General features: G+C 67.9%; 13 protein-coding genes. 8 read left to right on the forward strand and 5 right to left on the reverse strand.

All coding sequences use genetic code 11. The features are described from left to right. Positions 1–381: 381 nt before the first annotated feature. The 3 genes from OXS49_RS00005 (at position 382) to OXS49_RS00015 (ending at position 2,799) form a co-directional block, all read left to right on the forward strand. Entirely contained in the window at positions 382–855 is a 474-nt protein-coding gene (locus OXS49_RS00005; RefSeq protein ID WP_243921057.1) for a response regulator, read from the forward strand. Between the two features lie 110 nt (positions 856–965). After that, entirely contained in the window at positions 966–2,048 is a 1,083-nt protein-coding gene (locus OXS49_RS00010) for a Ppx/GppA phosphatase family protein (protein ID WP_244003060.1), read from the forward strand. A 25-nt stretch (positions 2,049–2,073) separates the two neighbouring features. Next, positions 2,074–2,799 (forward strand): RlmE family RNA methyltransferase, encoded by a 726-nt coding sequence (locus OXS49_RS00015; protein ID WP_244003058.1) that lies wholly within the window; start codon positions 2,074–2,076, stop codon positions 2,797–2,799. 286 nt (positions 2,800–3,085) lie between these two features. Here the strand turns inward: OXS49_RS00015 and OXS49_RS00020 are convergent, their stop codons facing one another. The 5 genes from OXS49_RS00020 to OXS49_RS00040 all read right to left on the reverse strand — a co-directional run bounded on the left by OXS49_RS00020 (position 3,086) and on the right by OXS49_RS00040 (position 10,606). Next, positions 3,086–4,204 carry a DUF4167 domain-containing protein gene (locus tag OXS49_RS00020; protein WP_267420909.1) on the reverse strand — a complete coding sequence of 373 codons (1,119 nt, stop codon included), beginning with the start codon at positions 4,202–4,204 and terminating at the stop codon, positions 3,086–3,088. Between the two features lie 494 nt (positions 4,205–4,698). Next, on the reverse strand, positions 4,699–5,613 hold the full coding sequence (gene prmC, locus OXS49_RS00025; RefSeq protein ID WP_267420760.1) for a peptide chain release factor N(5)-glutamine methyltransferase: 915 nt from the start codon (positions 5,611–5,613) through the stop codon (positions 4,699–4,701). A gap of 7 nt (positions 5,614–5,620) precedes the next feature. Continuing rightward, complete coding sequence (gene prfA, locus OXS49_RS00030) at positions 5,621–6,706, reverse strand: peptide chain release factor 1 (RefSeq protein ID WP_267420761.1); 1,086 nt, start codon at positions 6,704–6,706, stop codon at positions 5,621–5,623. Between the two features lie 213 nt (positions 6,707–6,919). Continuing rightward, positions 6,920–9,181, reverse strand: coding sequence for a phosphoenolpyruvate--protein phosphotransferase (gene ptsP, locus OXS49_RS00035; RefSeq protein WP_244003051.1), 2,262 nt, complete (start codon positions 9,179–9,181; stop codon positions 6,920–6,922). A gap of 189 nt (positions 9,182–9,370) precedes the next feature. After that, positions 9,371–10,606 carry an aspartate kinase gene (locus tag OXS49_RS00040; RefSeq protein ID WP_267420762.1) on the reverse strand — a complete coding sequence of 412 codons (1,236 nt, stop codon included), beginning with the start codon at positions 10,604–10,606 and terminating at the stop codon, positions 9,371–9,373. Between the two features lie 189 nt (positions 10,607–10,795). On the opposite strand from OXS49_RS00040, the gene ubiG reads away from it, so the two are divergent. From ubiG to OXS49_RS00065, 5 genes are all read left to right on the forward strand, one after another. Further along, the gene (gene ubiG, locus OXS49_RS00045) at positions 10,796–11,557 is read left to right on the forward strand and encodes a bifunctional 2-polyprenyl-6-hydroxyphenol methylase/3-demethylubiquinol 3-O-methyltransferase UbiG (protein WP_267420910.1); all 762 of its coding nucleotides are present in this window, start codon (positions 10,796–10,798) and stop codon (positions 11,555–11,557) included. Between the two features lie 46 nt (positions 11,558–11,603). Continuing rightward, entirely contained in the window at positions 11,604–12,173 is a 570-nt protein-coding gene (locus tag OXS49_RS00050; protein ID WP_244003222.1) for a YbhB/YbcL family Raf kinase inhibitor-like protein, read from the forward strand. A gap of 135 nt (positions 12,174–12,308) precedes the next feature. Beyond that, positions 12,309–12,917, forward strand: a complete 609-nt coding sequence (locus OXS49_RS00055; RefSeq protein ID WP_267420763.1) for a PAS domain-containing protein — start codon at positions 12,309–12,311, stop codon at positions 12,915–12,917. A 164-nt stretch (positions 12,918–13,081) separates the two neighbouring features. Further along, positions 13,082–13,207, forward strand: a complete 126-nt coding sequence (gene ykgO, locus OXS49_RS00060; RefSeq protein WP_003601867.1) for a type B 50S ribosomal protein L36 — start codon at positions 13,082–13,084, stop codon at positions 13,205–13,207. A gap of 124 nt (positions 13,208–13,331) precedes the next feature. Next, positions 13,332–13,943, forward strand: a complete 612-nt coding sequence (locus OXS49_RS00065) for a tetratricopeptide repeat protein (protein ID WP_244003045.1) — start codon at positions 13,332–13,334, stop codon at positions 13,941–13,943. The last annotated feature ends 1 nt before the right edge of the window (position 13,944 follow it).

Genomic DNA, 13,944 nt, shown 5'->3' on the forward strand with positions numbered 1-13,944 from the left:
CCATCTCGGCTCGCCACTCTCGTCGAAGCCACGCTTCTGCGGCCCCCTGAAATCACGACCACGTCCCATCGAAAGCTCGCAAAAACCGTCCGCCGCCCTTGTCTCGAATACCGCGTGCGCGCCATCCCAGACAGCCCACGCCCCGCACTATCATTACCCCAGGTCGCGGTAACCAAGAATAACGCCCCAGTCCTGACGCAATCGGGCCTTGACTGCAAGGACCTTGTTGTCTCAAACGCGCCCGTTCCGTTACTTTCTTGCGGTAAACAACGCAGATGCCGCAAGCGGCCTGCGTGACCTTTCACATGTGAGAGAATGCGTTAGCGAAACGCAAACGGTGTCCAGGTAGCGTCGACATCCTGTTCCGCACTGCGACAGGCCATGATCGCGACCCCGACCTTCCCCGATCTCTCGGCCCTCGTCGTCGACGAGAGCCTCTACATCCGTCGAATCGTGCGCGACATGCTGATGCGCGTGGGCATCAAACGCGTTCTGGAGGCGCCGGACGGCGCGGAGGCGCTCGGCGTCCTCGCGGAAAGCAAGCCCGATCTCAGCATCATCGACTGGGACCTGTCGATTCTGTCCGGCGAGGAGTTCATCCGGCTGGCCCGCACACCGACGACCTCGCCCTGCCCCACCATCCCGATCATCCTGATGCTGGCCCAGCCCCGCCGGAACGTCGTGGACCGCGCGGTCGCACTCGGCGTGAACGAGATCATCGCCAAGCCCTTCTCACCCAAGACGCTCTGGTCGCGTCTCGACGAGGTGATCAACCGACCCCGCCCCTACTCGCAGGTGAAGAGCCTATTGCGACCGATCCCGCGCCGGGTCGGCATGATGAAGGCCGTCGCCTGATCACGGCCGCGATCGGACGTTGCAGTTCCCCGCCGAGCCTGTAGGGTCGTAGATCAGCTCAGGCCGAGCACAGCGCTCCTGGCCGACCCGAAGGATCGACGGCCGCGCCGATGAGGGACGAGACCGCCGCGGCCGCGCCGTCCCGAATTCAGATCGGCGCAGGGCCGCATCAGACCTCCACCCCTCTCCCGGGCCGCGAGCGCCGTCGCCCGGCCTACGCCGCGCTGGACCTCGGGACCAACAATTGCCGTCTGCTCGTGGCGGAGCCGACCTTCAGCGGCTTCCGCGTGATCGACGCGTTCTCGCGGATCGTCCGGCTCGGCGAGGGTCTCGGGACATCGGATCGGCTGAACGAGGCGGCGATCGAGCGTACCGTGGAGGCCCTGCGCATCTGCCGGACCAAGATGCAGGCCCGCGGCGTGCAGCGCGCCAAAGTGATCGCCACGGAAGCGTGCCGCCTCGCGATCAACGGTGCGGCCTTCGTCGAGCGCGTCCGGCGTGGTGTGGGCCTCGACCTCGAGATCGTCGACCGCCAGACCGAGGCCTATCTCGCGGTGACCGGCTGCGCGGCGCTGGCCGATCCGCTCGCCGAATCGGTCGTGATCTTCGATATCGGCGGGGGCTCCACCGAGATCGCGTGGCTCGACGGCGCGGCCGCCAACCCCTCCACCGACCCGACGCTGCGGATCCGGGCCTGGGATTCGTTGCCCGTCGGTGTCGTGACCCTGGCCGAACGCCATGGCGGCGCCGAGGTCACGCGGCGCATGTTCGAGGGTATGGTCGAGGAAGTGGCCGAGAAGCTCTCGCCCTTCGCGATCCGTGCGGCCGCCGCCGCAACAGCGCCGAATTTCCACCTGCTCGGCACGTCCGGCACAGTCACGACGATCGCCGCGATGCATCTGAGGCTGGTGCGTTACGAGCGGCGGCGCGTCGATGGTCTGTGGATGAACGACGCCGCCGTCACCACCGCGATCGACGATCTGCTCGACACGCGGCTGGAGCAGCGGGCCGACAATCCCTGCATCGGTCGCGACCGGGCCGACCTCGTGCTGGCCGGCTGCGCGATCCTGGAGGCGATCCGCCGGGCCTTTCCGTCCGAGCGACTGCGCATCGCCGACCGAGGCCTGCGCGAGGGCCTGTTGATGAACATGATGCGGGAGGACGGGGTCTGGAACCGGAAGTCCGTGAGATGAAGGCCTTGCCGAACAGGGGATCACGATGAGCGACCGGCGCGGCGGCGCGAGTTCCGGCGGCGGCGTGCGCGGGGAGCTGAAGCAGCGGGTCAAGACCGGCCGCGGACGGACCCTCTCGCAGAAGCGCTGGCTGGAGCGACAGCTCAACGATCCCTACGTGGCCCGGGCCAAGCGCGAGGGCTATCGCTCCCGGGCGGCCTACAAGCTGCTGGAGATCGACGAGCGCTACAAGTTGCTGCGGCCCGGTCAGAGGATCGTCGACCTCGGCGCCGCCCCAGGCGGCTGGTCGCAGGTGGCTGCCCGTATCGTGGGGGCTTCCGGCAAGATCGTCGGCATCGATCTCCTCGAGATCGAGCCGATGGCCGGCGTCGACTTCATCACCCTCGACTTTCTCGATCCCGAAGCGCCGGCCACGCTGACCGCACTGCTGGGCGGCCCGGCCGACCTCGTGATGTCCGACATGGCGGCCAACGCCACCGGCCACAAGAAGACCGATCACCTCCGCATCATCGGCCTCGCCGAGACCGCGGCCGAATTCGCCCGCGAGGTGCTGGGGCCGGGCGGCGCCTATCTCGCGAAGGTGCTGCAGGGCGGCACCGAAAGCGCGCTGCTCAGCGACCTGAAGCGTGACTTCGCCACCGTCCGCCATGTGAAGCCAGCGGCGAGCCGGGCTGATTCGAGCGAACTCTACGTCCTGGCGACCGGCTATCGCGGGACGCCGGACGGTACCCGCGCCGCCGACGAGGACTGAGAGCACAGCCGGCGGGATCTACCTGATTACCGACACAGTCCAGTGCTTGGAGGATTGGGCCGGTCGGGTCACCGGCAGCTCCAAGCTGATATACGGGGTCGACCTGCAATCGCCGGACGCGGCGTGGGACGGGAAGATCGCGCCCTTTGGTGAGATCGGCTGGTCCATCGGATGGACGCCGATCGAGACCGGTGTGCTGCCCGGGCGTGACCAGCGAATACGAAAAAAGCCGCCCCGATTGTCCGGGACGGCTCTTCCAGATCGCCGATCGCGGTCGGCTATTCTTCTACTCGGTTGTCGTGTCGTCGGACGACGTCTGCGGTCCGCCCTCCTCCGCCACGCCCTCGAAGCGCGGACGGCGGCGGCGACGCGGCTTGGCGGCCGGGGCTTCCTCAGCGGCAACCTCCGGCTCCGGCGCTGTCGGCGGCTCGGCCGCAGCGACGGGGCGGGCCGGAGCCATCAGGAATGCCGGCAGGCCGGCGGGATCCTCGGCAACGACCGGTGCAGCCTCGCGCCGGCGTTCGCGCCGCGGGGCGGCCTCGCCACGCGGAGCCCGCTCAGGACGTGCGTCTGACCGGGGTTCCTGACGCGTCTCCGTACGCTGTTCGGCACGCACCGCCTCACCGCGACCGTTCTCGTAGCGCCCCTGATCGACACGGGCATCCTGCTGGCGGTTCTCTTGACGGTTCTCTTGGAACCCCTCCTGCCGGTTGTCGGCTTGCCGATTGTCCGGGCGATCCTGCCGGTAGTCCGGCCGGCTATACTCTTGGCGGTCCGGCCGGTTGGTCTGTCGATCCTGCCGATCCTGACGGTAGTCAGGGCGCTGATAATCCTGCCGCTGGTAGTCCTGCCGTTGCTGGTCCTGGCGCGGCTGATCGTGACGTTGCTGATCGTTGCGTTGCTGGTCCTGGCGCGGCTGATCCTGCCGGCGGTAATCCTGCCGGCCGTTGTTGTCGAAGCGGCGCTGGTCGCGGTTCTGGAACCGGTCGCGATTCTGGCGTCCGTCCTGGTTCGTGTCGCCACGGGTATCGTAGGGCTGAGGCTGCTGTCCCGGATCACCGTCGTCGTAGCCATTGTAGGCGTGACCGTTTTGGGACGTGCCGTTGCCCTGGCCGTCCTCATCACCCTCGTCCATCTCGTCGTCATCAGACCGGCTGGCGTAACCGCCGGTATTTGAGGGACGGGTCTGGTCTTGAGCACCAGACACGATCCGGAAGTAGTGCTCACCATGCTGGAAATAGTTCTCGGCAGCGACCGGATCGCCCGCCGCCAGAGCGTCACGCGCGAGCTGTGCGTACTTGTCGGCGATGTGCTGCGGGGTGCCGCGAATTTTGACGTCGGGACCGTTGGATTCGTACGAGCGCGTCAGTGGATTCGGACCTTTCGGCCGATTCCGGCCGCGCATCCGTCGATTCTGGTTTGGTCTCATCGGTCTGTAATGACCCTCGTTCACGCAAACGACTGTTTTCGGAGGCGCAGATCAGGACTTCATGACGCGTGCCGGTCAAGCGCACCCGGCGGCGCCACGCGTACGATCGCTGTTCGACCGTCGCGTCTGTCTGACCATCTCTCGCACCGCGTACCCGGGCAAGGCACCGGAGACCAGCTGATTGTCAGGTTCAAGCGCTGTTAAACCGCCGCGCCGTCACGCGCGCTCTGGTTCAACGGTTTGGGGATCAGCGAACCCATCAGCGACACACGATCGTCACCGACCCTAACGTTGTCCGACTTAACGAACCGTTCGCGATCTTCCATCCAACACTAGCGTTCCCCGGCTCGGGCAACAAGCATTTTTTCGATGCATCCACACTCCGTCGAGGTGAGGTTCGCATGAGCGTAAGAGCGCGGGTCAATAAAAGCGCTGCGGCGCGGCCACCGACGGCGCAATTGGGCGTAGACCTATCTGCTGTCTGACGACACGTGGGGATCCTCCGGGATTTTGGGAAGACCAAAACACAGCACACGATCATGACCCGCGAGGTCGCGGGTCAGGCCGCGATCCGCGAAGCCGGTCGCGACGGCGAGGTCGCGGACAGTCTCGGCCTGATCGTAGCCGATCTCCAGGGCGAGCGCTCCCCCCGGCGCGAGCAGGTTTCGGGTGCGGACACCATCGAGAATACGTCGATAGGCGTCGAGGCCGTCCGCGCCGCCGTCGAGGGCAGCCAGGGGATCATGCGTGCGCACCTCCCGGTGCAGGGTCTGGATGACGTCGCGCGCGATGTAGGGCGGGTTCGAGACCACGAGATCGAAGCCCCCCCGGATGGCGTCGCACCAATCCGACACCGCGAAGGCCGACCGACTGCCGAAACCGTTCGCCACGATATTGTGACGGGCTATTCTGAGGGCGGGCTCCGATCGGTCGAGACCGACGCCGAAGGCGGCGGGAAGCTCGCTCAGGAGCGCTGCTAGGATGCAGCCGGACCCCGTGCCGAGATCGAGGCAGCGCAGCGCTGCGCTCCGGTCCGAAACCGCGGCGAGCGCGGCTTCGATCAGGATCTCGGTGTCCGGCCGCGGGACAAGGGTCTCGGGTCCGAGGCGGATGGGTAGGCCCCAGAACTCCCACGCGCTAAGGATACGGGCCACGGGCTCGCCGGACAGACGTCGCGTCAGCGCAGCATCCAGGGCGGCCGCCTCGTGATCGTCCAGGCACTGATCTCCTGCGACGAGAAGGTCGCACGCCTCGATCCCGAGGAGGCCCATCAGCAGGAAGCGGGCATCGCCCGCTGCTTCTCCCAGGCCGCCCGCATGGAGCACGGCCGTGCTGTGCCGAAGGGCCGCGCGGCGGGACAGGCCGTGGCTCGATCCGGATGTCATGCGCCGCTCAGGCCATGCCCTCGGCGGCGAGGAGCTCCGCCTGATGCTCGGTGATCAGGGCGTCCACCACCTCGTCGAGGGCGGTGCCGGCCATCACCTCCTCCAGCTTGTAGAGAGTCAGGTTGATCCGATGGTCGGTCACCCGGCCTTGCGGGAAGTTGTAGGTGCGAATCCGCTCGCTGCGATCGCCCGAGCCGACCTGAGCCTTGCGATCGGCCGCCCGGACGGAATCCTTGGCGCTGCGCTCCGCCTCGTAGAGCCGGGCACGGAGCACCGCCATGGCGCGGGCGCGGTTCTTGTGCTGCGAACGCTCCTCCTGAACGAACACCACGATGCCGGTCGGCAGATGCGTGATGCGGATCGCCGACTCGGTCTTGTTCACGTGCTGGCCGCCCGCGCCCTGAGCGCGCATCGTGTCGATTTTCAGATCCGCGTCGTTGACGTGGATGTCGACCTCCTCGGCCTCGGGCAGCACCGCCACGGTGGCGGCGGAGGTGTGGATCCGCCCCTGCGTCTCGGTATCGGGGACGCGCTGCACCCGGTGGGCGCCGCTCTCGAATTTAAGGCGCGCGAACACGCCCCGCCCCTTAACCTCGGCGACGACTTCGCGGAAACCGCCGGCCGTGCCCTCGCTCTCCGAGATCACCTCGACGCGCCAGCCCTTCGACTCGGCATACTTCGCGTACATCCGGAACAGGTCACCGGCGAACAGGGCGGCTTCATCGCCGCCGGTGCCAGCCCGGACTTCCAAGATGGCACTTTTCTCATCGGCGGCGTCCTTGGGCAGCAGCAGGAGCTGCAGGTCGCGATGCGCCGATTCGAGGGCGGCCTGCGCCTCCGGTTTCTCCTCGGCGGCGAGCGCCCGCATCTCGGAATCCGTGCCGGGCTCATCGATCAGCGCCTCGACGCCGGACAGATTCTCCAGGGCCGCACGGTAGTGGCGGATCGCCTCCACCACGGGACCGAGGTCGGACAGCTCCCGCGAGAGCTGGACCACAATGTCCGGGTTGCCCTCGCCGGAGGCGAGCTGCGCGGTGACGATATCGTGCCGCGCCAGGATGGCGTCGAGGCGCTCGGTTGGAAAGGGGATCATCGCCCGTGTTTCTAGAGCTCTTCGCAAGGCGTCCCGGCCGGGACGCGGATCGCGTCTCGGACGCGGGGAAGCACGGTCCGCAGGGCTTGAGACCCGGCGCCCTGTCCTTCCCCCCGCCTCCCCCGTGTGGGAGCCGACACGGCGGCGTGCCGCCCGGGAACGTCGTGGCGTTGCCGTACAACTCCGGCCGAACGGTCGGCAAGAGTCGAGACCCTAGATAGGTACGCCGTGGGCGTGCGCGAAGGCTGTGAGAGCCGGGCGCAGGGAGTCGCCGTCGTGCATCCGCACCATTTCGCTGTCGATAAGCTCGGCCACTGCGCGGGCATCGAGGCTCAGCACCATCGCCTTGACCGGACCGATGGCAGCCGGCGACATCGACAGGTCGCGATAGCCGAGGCCGATCAGCGCCATCGCGTCCAGAGGGCGGCCGCCGATCTCGCCGCAGACCGTTACCGGACAGCCGGCTGCGTTCGACCGCTCGGCGATCAGCCGGAACGCCCTTAGCGCAGCGACGCTGAGCGGATCGAAGCGGTTGGCGACGCGGCGGTTCTCGCGATCCACCGCGAACAGGAACTGCATCAGGTCGTTCGAGCCCACCGACAGGAAATCCGCCTCCTTGGCGATCTCGTCGATCTGGAACAGGAGCGACGGCACCTCGATCATCGCGCCGAGGCGGCACTCGGCCGGGAGTTCGTATCCGTGGCGCTTGAGGTAGGCCTTCTCGCGCTCGACGATGCCGCGGGCGCGGACAAACTCGTCCACCGTGGCCACCATCGGAAACATGATCTTGAGCGGATCGCCGTTGGCCGCCTTCAAAAGCGCGCGAAGCTGCATCCGCAGCAAAGCCGGCCGGTCGAGGCCGATGCGGATCGCCCGCCAGCCGAGCGCGGGGTTCTCCTCCTCGAGCTTGGCCATGTAGGGCAGGATCTTGTCGCCGCCGATGTCAAGGGTGCGCACCGTCACCGGCTTGCCCTTCGAGGCGGCGAACACCTTACGGTAGAGCTCCTGCTGCTCGACCGCCGAGGGCATCCGCTGCGCCACCATGAATTGCAGCTCGGTGCGGAACAGGCCGACGCCCTCGGCGCCGGTTTCTTCGAGGTGGCTGAAGTCGACCAGGAGCCCGGCATTCAGATGCAACCCGACCCGCACCCCGTCACGGGTCTGGGCCGGCACGTCGCGCAGAGCCCTGTATTGCTCCTGCCGGCGGGCGCGCAGGCGCACCATCTCGGCATAGGCTGCCTCGACCTCTGGGCCGGGCCGGACATGGATTTCGCCGGCCACGCCGTCGACGATGATGGCATCGCCCGCGTCGCAGAGCGCGGTCGCGTTCTCCACCTCGCCCACCGCCGGGATGCCCAGCGCCCGGGCGACGATGGCGACGTGGCTGGTGGGACCGCCCTCCTCCAACACGATGCCGCGCAGCGTCGAGGCCTCGTAATCGAGGAGCGCCGCCGGCCCCATCGTCCGCGCCACCAGGATGGCGTTTTCAGGCAGGACAAGGACCCCCGCCGCGCCGGGGCCGATCAGCGCCCGCAGCAATCGGTTCGCGAGGTCGTCGAGATCGTGCAGCCGCTCGCGCAGGTACGGGTCGGACTGGCGCATCATCTTGGCGCGGTTGTCCGACTGGACCCGCTCGACCGCGGCTTCTGCGGTCAGGCCGGAAGCCACCGCTTCGCGCATCCGCCGGAGCCAGCCCTTGTCGTGGGCGAACATCCGGACGGTCTCCAGCACCTCGCGGGATTCCGCCGTGCCGATCCGGTCGCCGCGCTCCACCAGGGCATCGATTGCCGAGCGGACCTCCTCGATCGCCGCGTCGAGCCGGGCAACCTCGCGATCGACGTTCTCGGCAATCAGCGTCTTCACGACCACGCGGGGCTCGTGCAGCACCACGTAGCCGAGGCCGATCCCGTCGGCGAGGGCGATGCCCCGAGCCAGGACCGGGCGGCGGGCGGCCGTGCCGGCGTCGGGGGCCAAGCTCTCCAGCTCGCCGGAGGCGATCATCTCCGAGAGCACCATGGCGGTGGTCTGGAGCGCCTCGATCTCCTCCTCGGAGTAGACGCGGTAGGTCTTGTTCTGAACGGTCAGCACGCCGAGCGTGTTGCCGGCGCGGAGCAGCGGCACGCCCAGGAAGGCGTGGTAAGCCTCTTCACCGGTCTCGGGCCGGTACGAGAAGGCCGGGTGGTTCTGCGCGTCGGACAGGGAGAGCGGTTCGGCGGTGCGGGCGATCAGGCCGACGAGGCCCTCGTCGGCGCGCATGCGGGTCTCGTGGACCGCCTCGCGGTTCAAGCCCTCGGTGGCGAACAACTCTAAGGTGTTGTCATCCCGCAGCACGTAGACCGAGCAGACCTCGGCCACGACGTTGGCAGCGATCAGGACGACGATGCGGTCGAGGCGTGCCTGGGGGCTGACCGGCTCCGCCATCGCTTCGCGGAGGCGGCGCAGCAGCAGGCGCGGGCCTCCGGGCGCAGCGGGCATCTGTTCGTCGTTCCAGTGTCGATGAGCGGTCCTGGCGTCGACCACCCTGCAACCTTGGCGCCAAGCTCGGGACGGCCGGCGCCGGATGAACCGTCGCGCTCTCGCCAGACGTGCTCTGGGATCGGCGAAACGGCCCGCGACTGTTCAGGTCGCACCATGCGCCCCGATCGAAACCGCCTCGTCCCAGGCTCAGGCCTGATCCAGGCCGTATAGCGAGTGGAGCGTGCGCACGGCAAGCTCCGTGTAGGCAGCGTCGATCAACACAGAGAACTTGATCTCCGACGTGGTGATCGCGCGGATGTTGATTCCCTTCTCGGCGAGCGCCCGAAACGCTTTGGCGGCGACGCCCGCATGGCTGCGCATGCCGACGCCGATCGCCGAGACCTTCACCACGTCGGTGGCGCCCTCGATCTGCGCGTAGCCGATCTGCGTCCGCGCCTCGTCGAGGATCGTCCTGGAGCGCTCGTAATCCGCGGCCGGCACCGTGAAGGTCATGTCGGTGGTCGACTGATCGCCCGACACGGTCTGGATGATCATGTCGACGTTGATGTTGGCATCGGCCAGGGGCCCGAAGATCGCCGCGGCGACGCCGGGGCTGTCCTTGACCTGACGCAGGGTGATCTGCGCCTCGTCCCGGGAGAACGCGATCCCGGTGATGATCTGCTGTTCCACGGTGTCGTCCTCGTCGCAGATGAGGGTGCCCGGACGGGCGGCGTCCGGCGGATCGAAGGAGGAGCGGACCGTGGTCGGCACCCGGTGGACCATGGCGAGTTCCACCGAGCGGACCTGCAGCACTTTGGCCCCCAGCGAGGCCATCTCCAGCATCTCCTCGAAGGTCACCCGCTCCATCCGGCGGGCCTTCGGTACGATGCGCGGATCCGTGGTGTAGACCCCGTCCACATCCGTATAGATGTCACATCGCTCGGCACCGATCGCGGCCGCCACCGCCACCGCCGAGGTGTCGGACCCACCACGGCCCAGGGTGGTGATCCGGCCGGTCTCGGCGTGGATGCCCTGGAAGCCCGCGATCACCGCGACCTCGCCCTTGGCAAAGCCTGCCTCCAGATTCTTCGGTTCGATCTCGGCGATGCGGGCCGAGCCGTGCGCCTCGGAGGTCACCACCGGGATCTGCCAGCCCTGCCAGGAGCGAGCCTTCAGCCCGTCCTTCTGGAGGGCGATCGCCAGGAGGCCGGCGGTCACGAGTTCGCCCGAGGCGACCACCGCGTCGTATTCCCGGGGATCGTAGAGCGGGTTCGCGTCCTTGACCCAGTCGACCAGCTCGTTGGTCTTGCCCGACATGGCCGAGACGATCACGGCGACGTCGTAACCGGCCGCCACCTCGCGGGCGACATGGCGCGCGACGTTGCGGATGCGGTCGACGTTGGCGACGGAGGTGCCGCCGAATTTCATCACCAGACGGGGCATGGTCTCTCGGTCGCGGGTTCCCGATGGCGACGGGGCCGGACCGACGCGGCCGGTCCGAAGGGTGCTGGGCGGGTACAAGCGGCTCGGTGAGGTGTCAACAACCGGCCAAGCATGACGCCCGCGCGCCGCAGCGACTTGGATGACGCCGTCGTGCTAAGGCCCGGCCGGACCTTCGAGGACGGGACGCACATGGACAGGGCAGCCACGGATCGCGGCAGCGGGGGCTTCGTCGATCACGGCGAGGTCGCCCGGTTCGACGCGCTTGCCGCGACGTGGTGGGATGAGTCCGGTCCGATGCGTGTGCTTCACCGGTTCAATCCGGTGCGACTCGCCTATATCCGCGACGCCCTATGCCGCCATTTTGGGCGCGACCCGCGAGCCCCCTTTCCGCTCGACGGCCTGACGATCTGCGATGTCGGCTGCGGCGGCGGCGTCCTGTCCGAGCCGTTGGCCCGGCTCGGTGCGACCGTGACGGGGCTCGATCCAGCCGAGCAGAACATCGCGGTCGCCCGGTCCCATGCCGAAGCGGCCGGCGTGCCGGTGGATTATCGCGGCGCGACGATCGAGGCGGTCGTGGCCGCCGGGGAACGGTTCGACGCCGTTCTGATCATGGAGGTGGTGGAGCACGTCTCCGACATGCCGGCCTTCGTGCGCACGGCCTGCGCGGCCGTGAAGCCGGGCGGGATGCTGTTCGCCGCAACCCTCAACCGGACGATGCGCTCCTTCGCGCTGGCGATCGTGGGCGCCGAGTACGTGCTCGGCTGGCTTCCGCGGGGCACGCATGATTGGGGGAAGTTCGTGACGCCGCACGAGCTCGGCCGGGCGATCCGGACGGGCGGCCTCTCGGTCAGCGACACGGTCGGGGTCGTCTACAACCCCCTGACCGACGGTTGGCGCACCGGCCGGGACACGGCGGTGAACTACATGGTCGCAGCCGAGCGGCGGGACTGAACCGGACGCGCCCTCCGCCGTTGGCACCGCGGCGGAGACGGTGACGATGCTCGAAAAGATACCCAGCGCTTTGGGCGAAGCCCTGTCGGGCCTCAAGGCCGGCACCGAGAAGACCGCCTTCCACGCATCCTTTCCGGACGTTCCGGCATCGCTCACCCTGAGCAGTGCGGCCTTCTCAGACGGGGCTGCGATACCGGCCCGATTCACAGCGGATGGCGAAGGCCTCTCGCCGCCCCTCGCCTGGAGCGGCCTGCCGCCCGGCACCGCATCCGTGGTGGTGCTGGTCGAAGATGCCGGCAGCCCGACGCCGCAGCCGCTGGTCCATCTGATCGTTTGGAATCTTCCCTCCGGACGCTCCAGTTTGGACGAAGGCGATGTCTCGAAGCCCAGCTCCAGTCCGGACATCCCGCTCGGTCGGAACAGTTTCCTGCAGACGGCCTGGCTCCCACCTGACCCGCCCAGCGGCCACGGCCGGCACGCCTATCTGTTTCAGATTTTTGCTCTGGCGCAGACCCTTGACCTTGATGAGAATCCTGGCCGCGGCGCTCTGCTCGACGCAATGAAAGGCCTCGTCCTGGCCAAAGGTGTACTGATCGGGACTTACACCCGCGCATGACTGTTGACGGGTGTCGAACAATTGCGGCAATGACCGCGAACAACACGTTGTGCCATGTTTAACGAGCTTCTAATATTACTCTGAGCATTCCTGAATTCGGCCAGCACCGTCGAAGCGTGATTGGGGAGCGGGCCTATGGGGGTCGACGCGCGGCCGAAGCGACGGGGCAACGAGCGCGTGGCACGCGCACTCGCGGCGTCTGACGTCGACACCTGGGAATGGCATCTGGACGACGAGATCCTGCGATGCGACGCAGTCGCGGCTGAAATGCTCGGGGTACCCAGGGCACGAGGCGGGAGCTTCGGGTCGCTCCTCAAGCGTGTTCATCCCGAGGATCAGCCGCGGATCGAGGCGCTGATCGACGATCTTCGCCGTCAGGGCGGCCTGTTCGCGGCGCAATTCCGGACCGTTCCCGAAGCGGACGATGTCCGATGGGTCCTGGCGCGCGGGCGCTTCAATCGGGACGCCGGGGATTTCGTGCGCGAGGCGCGCGGGATCGTCATCGACGTCACCGCAAGCAGCCGTGCCGGCGTTCTCGACGAGGCTACCTTCCGCGCGACGGACGTGGAGACCGGCGGGATCGACCGTGTGGCCGAGTTGGCGCTGATGCTGTTCGAGTCGGCTGCGAACCTGGGCCAGCAGCAGTTCGATCGCCTCAAGCCGGTGCTCGACGTGTTGCTGCATGAGATCGGACGCCAGCTGGCGGAGCCGCCGCCGATCCCGCATCTGGAGAGCATTCATTGAGCGTCGTGCCCTGGCGGCGCCTTGCCTTACCGGGGGAAACCCTGATATGGCGACGCCATTCCGCGATGCGTGTGCCGTGATCGCCGGGCGTGTTCGTGCGTCCAGCCCCGCGACGACGTTCCCGACACCCCTTCCATGGACGGCCCTCCGGGCTCGAGAGACCGATGAAGATCCGCAACTCCCTCAAGTCCCTGCGTGGCCGCCACCGCGACAACCAGCTCGTGCGTCGCAAGGGCCGGGTCTACGTGATCAACAAGACCCAGAAGCGCTTCAAGGCCCGCCAGGGCTGAAGCCGATCGGATAGCCCGATCCGAGCCGGAATTCAGCAGCCGCACCCACCCGGGCGCGGCTGTTTTCGCATGCGCGGCACCGCGGCACGTTGACGGGCCTGTCGACGACGAACACTCTGGCCCCATGATGCCGACCCGCCTCCTCGCCGCTCTGGTCTGCCTCTCGGCGCTGATCGTCGTGTCGCCCGCCGCACGGGCCGCACCGGAGCCGAATCGCACGGGGCGGACGGCGCCGGAAGCGAAGCCCGCGCCCAAGCCACTGAGCCTCGACGACCTGTTCGCCCGCTTGCGCGCCAGCGAGGATCCGGTCGAGGCCAAGGGCATCGCGAAGCTGATTGAGCGGCGCCTCGCCGGCTCGGGAAGTCCCACCGCCGACCTCCTCACGGATCGCGCCCGTCAGGCCGTCACCGCCCACGAGTTTCCCCTCGCCGCGGAGCTGATGGACCGGGTCACGGCCCTTGAGCCCAACTGGTCCGAGGGCTGGAACCGGCGCGCCACGGTGTTCTGGCTCCTGACCGACAAGGACGACGCCATCGGCGATTTGAAGCGTGCCTTGGTCCTCGAACCGCGCCATTTCGAAGCCTGGGCCGCCCTCGGCCGGATCTACGAATCGCAGGACGACAAGGCCCGTGCCCTGTCGGCCTTCCGCCGAGCGAAAGCGCTCTATCCGCAGATGGACAAAATCGGTGAGGCGATCGACCGCCTCGCACCGGAGGTCGACGGCCGCGACCTGTGAC

Source organism: Methylobacterium sp. GC_Met_2, from assembly GCF_026540795.1.
GTDB lineage: Bacteria > Pseudomonadota > Alphaproteobacteria > Rhizobiales > Beijerinckiaceae > Methylobacterium.

What these genes read in the sequence shown, in the direction of transcription:
- OXS49_RS00015 (WP_244003058.1), top strand. Translation starts at nt 2,074, where the DNA reads ATGAGCGACCGGCGCGGCGGCGCGAGTTCCGGCGGCGGCGTGCGCGGG.
- OXS49_RS00065 (WP_244003045.1), top strand. Translation starts at nt 13,332, where the DNA reads ATGATGCCGACCCGCCTCCTCGCCGCTCTGGTCTGCCTCTCGGCGCTG.
- OXS49_RS00005 (WP_243921057.1), top strand. Translation starts at nt 382, where the DNA reads ATGATCGCGACCCCGACCTTCCCCGATCTCTCGGCCCTCGTCGTCGAC.
- OXS49_RS00050 (WP_244003222.1), top strand. Translation starts at nt 11,604, where the DNA reads ATGCTCGAAAAGATACCCAGCGCTTTGGGCGAAGCCCTGTCGGGCCTC.
- prmC (WP_267420760.1), bottom strand. Translation starts at nt 5,613, where the DNA reads ATGACATCCGGATCGAGCCACGGCCTGTCCCGCCGCGCGGCCCTTCGG.
- OXS49_RS00055 (WP_267420763.1), top strand. Translation starts at nt 12,309, where the DNA reads ATGGGGGTCGACGCGCGGCCGAAGCGACGGGGCAACGAGCGCGTGGCA.
- ptsP (WP_244003051.1), bottom strand. Translation starts at nt 9,181, where the DNA reads ATGCCCGCTGCGCCCGGAGGCCCGCGCCTGCTGCTGCGCCGCCTCCGC.
- OXS49_RS00010 (WP_244003060.1), top strand. Translation starts at nt 966, where the DNA reads ATGAGGGACGAGACCGCCGCGGCCGCGCCGTCCCGAATTCAGATCGGC.
- OXS49_RS00020 (WP_267420909.1), bottom strand. Translation starts at nt 4,204, where the DNA reads ATGCGCGGCCGGAATCGGCCGAAAGGTCCGAATCCACTGACGCGCTCG.
- OXS49_RS00040 (WP_267420762.1), bottom strand. Translation starts at nt 10,606, where the DNA reads ATGCCCCGTCTGGTGATGAAATTCGGCGGCACCTCCGTCGCCAACGTC.
- ykgO (WP_003601867.1), top strand. Translation starts at nt 13,082, where the DNA reads ATGAAGATCCGCAACTCCCTCAAGTCCCTGCGTGGCCGCCACCGCGAC.
- prfA (WP_267420761.1), bottom strand. Translation starts at nt 6,706, where the DNA reads ATGATCCCCTTTCCAACCGAGCGCCTCGACGCCATCCTGGCGCGGCAC.
- ubiG (WP_267420910.1), top strand. Translation starts at nt 10,796, where the DNA reads ATGGACAGGGCAGCCACGGATCGCGGCAGCGGGGGCTTCGTCGATCAC.